This is a genomic window from Saccharomonospora sp., assembly GCF_027317685.1.
In the GTDB taxonomy this organism is placed as follows: domain Bacteria; phylum Actinomycetota; class Actinomycetes; order Mycobacteriales; family Pseudonocardiaceae; genus Saccharomonospora.
The window spans coordinates 1-9,561 of sequence record NZ_DAHVQP010000017.1 but is presented as its reverse complement, the minus strand read 5'-3'; the positions used below and the strand labels follow the sequence as shown (position 1 = coordinate 9,561).

Here is a 9,561-nt window from a genome sequence, read left to right as displayed (position 1 = left end):
ACCGATGTCGAGCAGCACTTCGTCGCGATCGACCTTGACGATGGTGCCTTCGACGATGTCACCATCGTTGAAGTATTTGATTGTCTTGTCGATAGCAGCGAGGAAGTCTTCCTCCGTCCCGATGTCGTTCACGGCGACCTGCTTCGCCTGCGAGGAATTCGGGGCGGTGGTGGTGTCGATGGTCATTAGGTGGGTTGCTCCGGTTAGCGGCTTGGTCTCGTGGATGTGCAATTTGCTAGCGCGAGGCGGGAACAGGCGATGACTGTGCAAACGTTCAGACTGAACGGCCGCGAGCATCACCAGATGGTGCGCGACCTCGACATCGCAGCATGTGCTCGACCGAGTCGAAGGCAGCGCGAACCCACTGCGCTAGATCTCATAGTACGCGTCTCGATCGAGTCCGCACAATCAGGGGGTCCGACTCCGGCTACCCGCCGTACCTCGCGGACAATGACGGCCGTGTCCGACGCGAACTCCCCCGACCGTCACGCCAGCGCCGAGGCCGTCCTCGGCACCACGGGCATCGCCCACCGTCCCGTGGCCTCCGACGAGGCCAGAGCGGCCAACCTCGCCTGGTGGGACGCCGACGCCGACGACTACCACGACACCCACGGTGATTTCCTCGGCGTCGCCGACTTCCTCTGGTGCCCCGAAGGGCTGCGGGAGGCCGACGTCGGACTGCTCGGCGAGGTCTCCGGTGCCGATGTGCTGGAAGTGGGCTGCGGCTCGGCACCCTGTGCCCGCTGGCTCACCGACCAGGGCGCGCGCGTGGTGGCGTTCGACCTGTCGGCGGGCATGCTGCGGCACGCCCTCGATGGCAACAGGCGTACCGGCCTGCACCCCGCGCTCGTCCAGGCCGATGCCGAGCACCTGCCGTTCGTCGACGGGGCGTTCGACATCGCCTGTTCCGCGTTCGGGGCGACCCCGTTCGTGGCATCCGTGACGACGTTGTTCAGCGAGGTCGCACGGGTACTGCGCCCACACGGTCGATGGGTGTTCTCGGTCACCCATCCCATGCGCTGGATATTCCCCGACGATCCCGGCCCCAACGGGCTCACCGTCACCCAGCCGTACTTCGACCGCACCCCCTACGTCGAGGTGGACGCGAACGGCGACGCCACCTACGTCGAATACCACCGCACCCTCGGCGACTACGTGCAGGCATTGAACGCGGCGGGCTTCCGGCTCGTCGATCTGATCGAGCCCGAATGGCCGCCCGGACACACCCGGGTATGGGGCCAGTGGAGTCCCCTGCGCGGCAAGTTGTTCCCCGGCTCCGCGATCTTCTGCTGCGTGCGGGACTCCTGACCTTCGCCCCCGCCGTCTCCCCACAGCACCGACCGCGGCGACGCCCTCACTTGACCGTCACTTGAGGGTCGGAGACGTCCAGCGCGGCAACCCGCCGACGAGGTCGTGCACCCGCGGACGCGGGATCCGAGGTTGGGACCGTCGGCGCCCGGCCTCGTGCCGGGACGAGGGCGCACCGCTTAAAGCCCGGTCCACCGCGGCGCCCACGCTGGCGACGATCTCGCCCTGTCCCAACGCCCTCTCCTCGTCGAACGCGGACACCTCGCCGAGAAGAATCCGCTGCACAGAGTGCCCCGCCAGCGGTTCGGACGTAGGTTGTTCCGGCACTGTGGTGGCGCTGGTCTGCGACCACACCTCCACCACCGGGGCGGCGGGAGCCAACAGCGGCTCGACTGCCTTCGACACCGGCTCCCGGTAGGAGTCGTGCAGCCACGTCACGAGCAGATCCACCGATTTACCGTCCAGTGTCTCCGCCACCTGTTGCGCCAACTCCTCCGGCCGGTCCCAGTGGGCCTCCAGCCACACAGCTCGGCCACTGGGCTCGTCACCGTCGAGCGGCACCGGCGAGTACCGCCGGCACGGCAGAATGACGTTCCAACCGTCGTAGACGAGAGTGCGTGTGACGCCGTTGAGCATTCCCGCTCCGGCGAGGATGAGTGCTGTCGGACCCTCCATATTCGGGGGATACCCGAACGGGTGGTTTCCCAATCCTCCCGAACGTCCGTGGACCGCCGCCGGGCGGTCCACGCCCGCCCGGCTACAACGCGATCAATGTGCGGCGTCGTTCCACGAACGGCCGTAACCCACCGACACCTCCAACGGCACCGACAGCCGGTACGCCGCTCCCATCTCCCGACGCACCAGTTCCTCCACCTCGCCATGCTCGCCGTCGGCGACTTCCAGCACCAACTCGTCGTGTACCTGCAGCAACATCCGGCTGCGCAGCCCGGCCTCGGACAGGGCCTGACACACGCCGAGCATCGCGACCTTGATGATGTCGGCGGCGCTGCCCTGGATCGGAGCGTTGAGGGCCATCCGTTCCGCCATCTCACGGCGTTGCCGGTTGTCGCTGGTGAGGTCGGGCAGATAACGACGCCGACCGAAGATCGTCTCGGTGTAGCCATTCTTGGCCGCGCGCTCCACCACGCTGTGCAGGTAGTCACGCACGCCACCGAAGCGAAGGAAGTACTCGTCCATCAGGCCCCGCGCCTCCTCGGTGGAGATGCGCAGCTGCTGCGACAGTCCGTAGGCGGACAGCCCGTAGGCGAGCCCGTAGTTCATCGCCTTGATCTTGGCGCGTTGTTCGCCGGTGACCTCGGTGGGATCGACATCGAACACTCGGGCGGCCGTCGCGGCGTGGAAGTCGAACCCCGACTGGAACGCCTCGATGAGCGCCTCGTCGTTCGACAGGTGCGCCATGATGCGCATCTCGATCTGGCTGTAGTCGGCCGTCATGAGCTCGGCGTAGCCCTCGCCGACCACGAACGCCTCACGGATACGACGACCCTCGTCGGTACGGATCGGAATGTTCTGCAGGTTCGGGTCCACCGACGACAACCGGCCCGTCGCCGTAATGGTCTGGTGCAAAGTGGTGTGGATACGCCCGTCGTCGGCGACCGACTTGATCAGCCCCTCGACCGTGCTGCGCAGCTTCGTGGCATCACGGTGTTCGAGCAGGTATTGCAGGAACGGGTGCTCCGTCTTCTCGTACAGCGTCTGCAACGCGTCGGCGTCGGTGGTGTAGCCGGTCTTGGTGCGCTTGGTCTTCGGCATGCCCAGCTCGTCGAACAACACCACCTGGAGCTGCTTCGGCGAACCGAGGTTGATCTGCTTGCCGATCACCGAGTGCGCCTGCTCCGTCGCATGCTTCACCCGACTCGCGTAGTGGGCTTCGAGCTCGGTGAGCGCGTCGAGATCCACGGCGATACCCGCCGCCTCCAACTCGGTGATCACCGACAACAGCGGCAGCTCGATGTCGGCCAGCAACGTGGTGCCCCCGATGGCGGCGAGTTCGTCGGACAACGCGGACGACAACTCGGAGATCGCCCGCGCCCGCACCAACTCACCGCGCACGATCTCGTCGTCGGACTCGGTGTCGAGCAACGACAGCTGCCCGTCGCCACCGGTGTCTTCGGAGCGCAGTTCCTTGCCCAGATAGCGCAACACGAGGTCGTCCAACTTGAACGACCGCTGCCCCGGCCTGACGAGATACGCGGCGAGTTCGGTGTCCATCACCACGCCGGCCAGACGCCAACCCCGAGCACGCAGCCCGTGCAGCGCCTTCTTCAGCGAGTGCCCCACCTTGTGCACGTTCTCGTCGGCCAGCCACTCCGAGAGTGCGCGTTCATCGTCCGGGGTCAGTTCCGTGACATCGACGTAGGCACCCTCCCCGTCGGACGCGGCCAACGTCACGGACCGCACATCGGACGACACCGAAGCCCCCGTGGTGGCGAAGGCCAGTCCGACCGTCGTGCCGCTGCCCGCGTGGCGGGACAACCAGTCGCCCACCGTGCCCGGCTGCAACGCCGTGCCCACGGCCTCGAAACCGGAATCGGCTTCCGGCTCGGCGCTCGACAACGACGCGAACAGCCGGTCGCGCAGCACCCGGAACTCCAGCTCGTCAAACAGCCTGTGCACCGCCTCGCGGTCCCACGGCCGCAGGGCGAGGTCGTCCGGTGTGCTCTCCAACGGCACGTCCCGCACCAACTCCGTGAGTTGCCGGTTGAGCATCACCGAGTCCAAGTGCGAACGCAGCGCCTCCCCGACCTTGCCCTTCACCTCGTCGGCTCGGTCGATGAGCTCGCCGAGCGAACCGAACTGTTTGATCCACTTCGTCGCCGTCTTCTCGCCCACGCCGGGGATGCCCGGCAGGTTGTCGGAAGGGTCGCCCCGCAGCGCGGCGAAGTCCGGGTACTGCGCGGGCGACAGGCCGTACTTCTCCTGCACGCCCTCGGGGTCGAACCGCACCAGATCCGACACGCCCTTGCGCGGATAGAGGACGGTCACCGAGTCGTTGACCAGTTGCAGCGCGTCACGGTCGCCGGTACAGATCAGCACCTCGTAGGCGTCGCCCGCCTGCGTGGTGAGCGTGGCGATGACGTCGTCGGCCTCGTAACCCTCCACAGCCAGCACCGGGATCGACAGCGCGCCGAGGACGTCCTTGATGAGCTCCACCTGGCCCTTGAAGTCGTCGGGCGTGGCGAGACGGTTGGCCTTGTACTCGGCGAACCGCTCCGAGCGGAACGTCTTGCGGGACACGTCGAACGCCACCGCCACGTGCGTGGGAGCCTCGTCGCGGAGCAGGTTGATCAACATCGACGTGAACCCGAATACTGCGTTGGTGACCTGTCCGGTGGAGGTTCTGAACCGGTCGGCCGGCACCGCGAAGAAGGCCCGGTAAGCCATCGAATGCCCGTCGATGAGCAGCAACCGGGGTGTGTCGTTCGCTACGGAGGTGTTCTGCTTGGAGCTCACGCCCGTGAGTCTAGGGTGAGGGCCCGACAGTCTTGCCGTGCGCTCGCTCCGTCTCGAGCACTGGCCCGACACGACCTGGCAGAGCCGGGTGGAACCCCAGGAAGGGAGTCACACGGTGACCGAGAACTCGTCCGACAAGCTGGTACACGATCTTCTCACGGCGGTCACACCCGAGATCGCCGAACAGCAGCTCAACGACAAACTCGGAGTCACCTTCGTCGATCTGACGCCGGAGCGGGTCAGTGCCACGATGCCGGTGAAGGGCAATCTTCAGCCCTACGGGTTACTGCACGGTGGAGCGAACGCGGTGCTGGCCGAGTCCCTCGGCTCGTTTCTCGCGGCGTTGAACGCGGGCCCCGATCGCATGGCGGTGGGGCTGGAGCTGTCCTGCACGCATCATCGCGCCGCCATGTCGGGCACGGTGACGGGCGTGGCCACTCCCCTGCACGTCGGTCGGAGCACCATCACCTCGGAGATCGTCATCACCAACGAGACGGGCTGGCGGACATGCACGGCACGGCTCACGTGCGTGGTGCGTGACCGCGTCCCGGGTTCCTGACCGGTTTTCCCGGCGGCTCGCATCGCCGTCGGCAATGGATGGTTGCCGGTCGGTCCGGCCAAGCCGTCCGTCCCACGTCGTCGGCCCAGAGTGGACGTTCCACCGAATCGCCGCCCCGCCGCGAACGGTACCTTTGGCACCACCCTCGAACAGGTGAAGAAGTACTCGTCCTCGGCGCCCGCCCACGGATTCGTCTCCCTGTCCTGGCCGGGAAACACGCATGTCAGCACGGAGATCCGCCGATCTGGGCGACTTCGTGAACGAGGTTCTCCATTTCGTCTTTCCGTATCCGGCCCATGGGGTTCGTCGGCATGCACCGTTAACCTGGCCGCCATGACGACCCAGGAGCAGGACTCCTCCGACCAGTCGGAGGACCTGACCGACCACGGTGACGAGTTCGTCGATGTCCACTACGAAGAACTGCTGGGGACCGACAGCTTGCCGCCCCTGCGGTTGCCCTCCGACGCGGAGCTCACAGAGGCCGCACGCGACAGTCCCCTGCTGACGGCCGTGCGCGCACTGGCTCGGTGGGTGGGCGAAAGCCGTCCTGTGAACGGTGACACCGGTCAACTGAGCGAAGCGGACGCGGCACTCGCAGCGCGGGAACTGATCGACAGCGGGATTCTTCCGCCGGTCGATGACGATGTGCGGATGCGCGAGCTGACGCAGCTGTGGGAGTTGGCCGACGCTCTCGGGTTCGTCGAAGTCGGCGACACCACCGCCACCGAGGGGTCCACAGTGGACGAGTGGCCGGGTGGTGAAGACGACACCGTGCAGGAGGTGTGGGCCCAGGCATTCGCGTTGGTGTGCGCGTGGAGTCTGGCCTTCGACGCCGCGCACCTCGGTGTGCCCGATCTGCGGCTGCACGGTGCCGGAGCCACGGTACTGCCGCTGTTCATGGCCCGGGAGAGGGGCGTTGCCCTCGCCGAGCTGGACGAAATGATCCATGAAGCGGCCGCGATGGACGAAACGGGCTCGGATACCGCGGTGTTCGACGCCAGGTGGCAGTACTGGGTGGACGCGTACGGTCGGCCCGCACACCTGCTCTATGAACGCCTCCGGTGGCTGGGCGCGGTGACGATCACCGACGACGTCGTGCGGCTGACTCCGCTGGCCCTGTTCGTGCTGTGGTCGGAGATCGGGGCCGAGGTGGACGTGCCACTGCTGCCATCGTTCGAGGAGATGACCGCCGCCGACGTGGTGGCGGTGACGCTGCTCGGCAGCGACGAGCAAGCGGCGGCCGAGTGGGACTCGTGGCGCTCTCAGCGCACGGCGACCCAGGTGGCCACGGAGCTGGCGGCGGTCGCGACGGTCGGCGGGCCGGACGAACGGACCGCGGCGACCGCACTGTTGCACCGGCTGGGAGCCGAGGTCGACGACGTGTGGCGGACGTTGTTGGACAACCCGGTTCTACGCCCGTATGCCAAGCAGGTGTTGGGCGAGCGGCATGGCCAGCGACCCGATCTGATCTTGACCGACCACGATGTGGCGTGGCTGATTGCGGACACGTATTACGACGTCGATGTCGACGATCCTCCTGACGACATCGGCGACCTGCTCGCCTCCACGATGGGGCGGGGCGACGAAGGTGTGTTCGACGTGTTGTGGCAGCTCGACCACCCGGGTGCGTGGGAGGTGCTGTCGGTCTTCGGCCGCCATCACCCAGACAAGGTGGTGGCGAAAGCGGCGAGGAAGGCCGCGTTCAAGGTCGACAGTCGCCACTGACACGCGAAGGCGGGGCAAGGCGTGTCACGCCCCGCCCCGCCGTAGCGGTCCGACGCCTACTTGCCGATGTTTTCGATGACGGCTTCGGCGACGGCCTTCATGGTGGTGCGCCGGTCCATGGCGGTGCGCTGGATCCAGCGGAAGGCGTCGGGCTCGGTGAGTCCCTGATGGGTCATGAGCAGGCCCTTGGCGCGGTCGATGAGTTTGCGCGTTTCGAGCCGCTCGTTGAGCCCTGCGACCTCGGCCTCCAGCGCCTGGAGCTCGGAGAACCGGCTCACGGCGAGTTCGATGGCGGGCACGAGATCGCGCTTGGCGAAAGGCTTGACGAGGTAGGCCATCGTGCCGGCGTCGCGGGCGCGCTCGACCAGCTCGCGCTGGCTGAAAGCGGTGAGGATCACCACGGGCGCGATCCGGTCGCCGGTGATTTTCGCCGCCGCTTCGATGCCGTCGAGTTTCGGCATCTTGACGTCAAGGATGACGAGGTCGGGTTTCAGCTCGGAGGCGAGTTTGACAGCCTCTTCCCCGTCGCCGGCCTCGCCGATCACCTCGTAGCCTTCTTCACGCAGCATCTCGACGAGGTCGAGGCGGATCAGCGCCTCGTCTTCGGCGACAAGGACACGACGCTGCGGAGCGGGAGCGGCATCGTTGACCTCGGTAGCCGCTTCGGTCACCGGGCTCCTCCTGAGAACGATCGACGGGTTCTGTACGTGCGGCGGTCCGCCCTTCCGAGATTACCGCCAAACGCACTCGTCGTCGGGATGGCGTTCACCACGTGCTGTGACCGCCGTGTGCGTCCCGTGATACACGCACTTCACACCGGAGTTGCGGGGAAGCCAACCCCCCGCTACAGCCCTGAAAACGACGGGGAGTAAAGTACAGACTATGCCCCCGTAGCCCAATCGGCAGAGGCAGCGGACTCAAAATCCGTCCAGTGTGCGTTCGAGTCGCACCGGGGGCACTGACTCTGACCAGCCACGACAACTTGATACGAGATCAGCAGCGTTAGCTCTGTCCATGACAGTGTCCATGAGTACACTCTCGGTCATGGTCAGAGCTAACGCTGCGCGCTCGCGTGGCTCCATTCGGCAGCGCGGAGGATCGCTGCAGGTCCGCCTGTTCTCAGGCAGGGACCCAGTCACCGGCAAGGACATCTACCTGACGGCCTCAATCAAGGGCACCGACAAGGCCGCCCAGCGGAAGGCCAAGGACAAGCTTGCGGAGTTCCGTACCCAGGTCATCAACCAGCGGTCGGCGTCCACGAGCGTCACGCTCGGCTACGCCCTCGATGAGTGGTTACGCGTGACGGAGATCGAGGACAGCACGCGCAAGACCTATGTCGGCTACATCGAGCGCACCGTCAAACCCGCTCTCGGCGACGTACCGTTGAAGAAGATCGACGCGCGAACATTGGAGAGCTTCTACACCGAGTTGCGCCGCTGCCGCGCCCGCTGCAACGGCAAGCCTCGTGTCGAACGTCATAGCTCCACAGCCCAGGGGCACGACTGCAGCCAAGCCGGATGCAAGGCGCACAAGTGCCGCCCCATGGCCGCGTCCACCGTGCGCCAGGTGCACGCCATCCTCAGCGGCGCTCTGGGGGCTGCGGAGCGCTGGGACTGGATCGCCACCAATCCCGCCCGCATCGCCCGCCGCCCGAAGCATAAGCCACCAGAGCCGGACCCGCCGACGCCTGCCGAGGCTGCCCGACTGGTCGAGGAAGCCTTCCGCATGGACGACGACTGGGGCACCCTCGTCTGGCTCGCCATGACCACCGGCATGCGACGCGGCGAACTGGTCGGCCTGCGCTTCTCCCGCATCGACCTCGATACCGAAGTCATCGATCTTCGCCGCAACTGGGTCGGAGGCAAGGAGAAAGACACCAAGACCCATCAGAACCGCCGCATAGCCCTAGACACCGAGACCATCGGCCTGCTGAAGGAGCAGAGGCAGCGCGTCAAGGCTCGCGTCGAATCCCTGGGCGGCAAGTTCACCGACAACTTGTTCGTCTTCTCAGGCACCAAGACACCGGACCACTCCGAGCCGTACTCCCCCAACGCCATAACTCAGCGATACAAGGACATGGCGACGCGCCTAGGCATCGACACCCACCTACACGCTCTCCGCCATTACAGCGCCACAGAGCTTCTGTCGGCAGGCATAGACCTCAGAACAGTCGCGGGCCGACTAGGCCACGGCGGAGGCGGAGCGACCACCTTGCGCGTCTACGCAGCATGGGTCGCGGCCACAGATCGCAAAGCAGCGGAAATCCTCGCCTCACGAATGCCACGGCGCGCGTAGCTTGCTTGATCTCTACTGCCGCTCTACATGGTCCCCCAAGATTCAACGAACGATCTGCACGCGCCACGCCCGTTCAGCTGACACATGCGAGATGATCGATCCCATGCGCGGTCGGTGGCTTCGAGTACTGGTCTTGGTCGGGTTCCTCCTCGCGGTGACTAGCGTCGGCTTCCTACTTGAGACTCCGGACTGGCTCGCTG

7 protein-coding genes, 1 tRNA gene and 1 pseudogene are annotated in these 9,561 nt (G+C 66.2%); 5 read left to right on the top strand and 4 right to left on the bottom strand.

Annotated elements, in window-relative coordinates:
* Positions 1 to 186: pseudogene (gene rpsA / locus M7H19_RS01340) on the bottom strand (30S ribosomal protein S1); the annotation flags it as partial.
* A 273-nt stretch (positions 187 to 459) separates the two neighbouring features.
* Here rpsA and M7H19_RS01335 point away from each other — a divergent pair.
* Positions 460 to 1,308 (top strand): class I SAM-dependent methyltransferase, encoded by an 849-nt coding sequence (locus M7H19_RS01335; protein WP_298176005.1) that lies wholly within the window; start codon positions 460 to 462, stop codon positions 1,306 to 1,308.
* A 57-nt stretch (positions 1,309 to 1,365) separates the two neighbouring features.
* Here M7H19_RS01335 and M7H19_RS01330 read toward each other — a convergent pair whose 3' ends face one another.
* Both M7H19_RS01330 and polA read right to left on the bottom strand, forming a co-directional pair.
* Positions 1,366 to 1,983 (bottom strand): hypothetical protein, encoded by a 618-nt coding sequence (locus tag M7H19_RS01330; RefSeq protein WP_298176003.1) that lies wholly within the window; start codon positions 1,981 to 1,983, stop codon positions 1,366 to 1,368.
* A gap of 93 nt (positions 1,984 to 2,076) precedes the next feature.
* Positions 2,077 to 4,782: a DNA polymerase I gene (polA, locus tag M7H19_RS01325; protein WP_298176001.1), complete on the bottom strand. Its 2,706-nt coding sequence runs from the start codon at positions 4,780 to 4,782 to the stop codon at positions 2,077 to 2,079.
* 115 nt (positions 4,783 to 4,897) lie between these two features.
* Here polA and M7H19_RS01320 point away from each other — a divergent pair, with 115 nt between their 5' ends.
* Positions 4,898 to 5,341, top strand: a complete 444-nt coding sequence (locus M7H19_RS01320) for a hotdog fold thioesterase (RefSeq protein ID WP_298175999.1) — start codon at positions 4,898 to 4,900, stop codon at positions 5,339 to 5,341.
* 333 nt (positions 5,342 to 5,674) lie between these two features.
* Positions 5,675 to 7,066 carry a hypothetical protein gene (locus tag M7H19_RS01315; protein ID WP_298175998.1) on the top strand — a complete coding sequence of 464 codons (1,392 nt, stop codon included), beginning with the start codon at positions 5,675 to 5,677 and terminating at the stop codon, positions 7,064 to 7,066.
* Positions 7,067 to 7,122: 56 nt separating this feature from the next.
* On the opposite strand, the gene M7H19_RS01310 is transcribed toward M7H19_RS01315, so the two are convergent.
* The gene (locus M7H19_RS01310; RefSeq protein ID WP_298175996.1) at positions 7,123 to 7,737 is read right to left on the bottom strand and encodes a response regulator; all 615 of its coding nucleotides are present in this window, start codon (positions 7,735 to 7,737) and stop codon (positions 7,123 to 7,125) included.
* A 213-nt stretch (positions 7,738 to 7,950) separates the two neighbouring features.
* Between M7H19_RS01310 and M7H19_RS01305 the strand changes: the two genes are divergently transcribed.
* A tRNA-Leu gene (locus tag M7H19_RS01305) sits at positions 7,951 to 8,024 on the top strand.
* 86 nt (positions 8,025 to 8,110) lie between these two features.
* Positions 8,111 to 9,361 (top strand): site-specific integrase, encoded by a 1,251-nt coding sequence (locus M7H19_RS01300; protein ID WP_298175994.1) that lies wholly within the window; start codon positions 8,111 to 8,113, stop codon positions 9,359 to 9,361.
* Positions 9,362 to 9,561 lie beyond the last annotated feature (200 nt).

Bases quoted from the DNA above. Each gene is read 5' to 3' on its own strand.
- M7H19_RS01330 (WP_298176003.1), bottom strand. From the start codon at position 1,983: ATGGAGGGTCCGACAGCACTCATCCTCGCCGGAGCGGGAATGCTCAAC.
- M7H19_RS01315 (WP_298175998.1), top strand. From the start codon at position 5,675: ATGACGACCCAGGAGCAGGACTCCTCCGACCAGTCGGAGGACCTGACC.
- M7H19_RS01300 (WP_298175994.1), top strand. From the start codon at position 8,111: ATGGTCAGAGCTAACGCTGCGCGCTCGCGTGGCTCCATTCGGCAGCGC.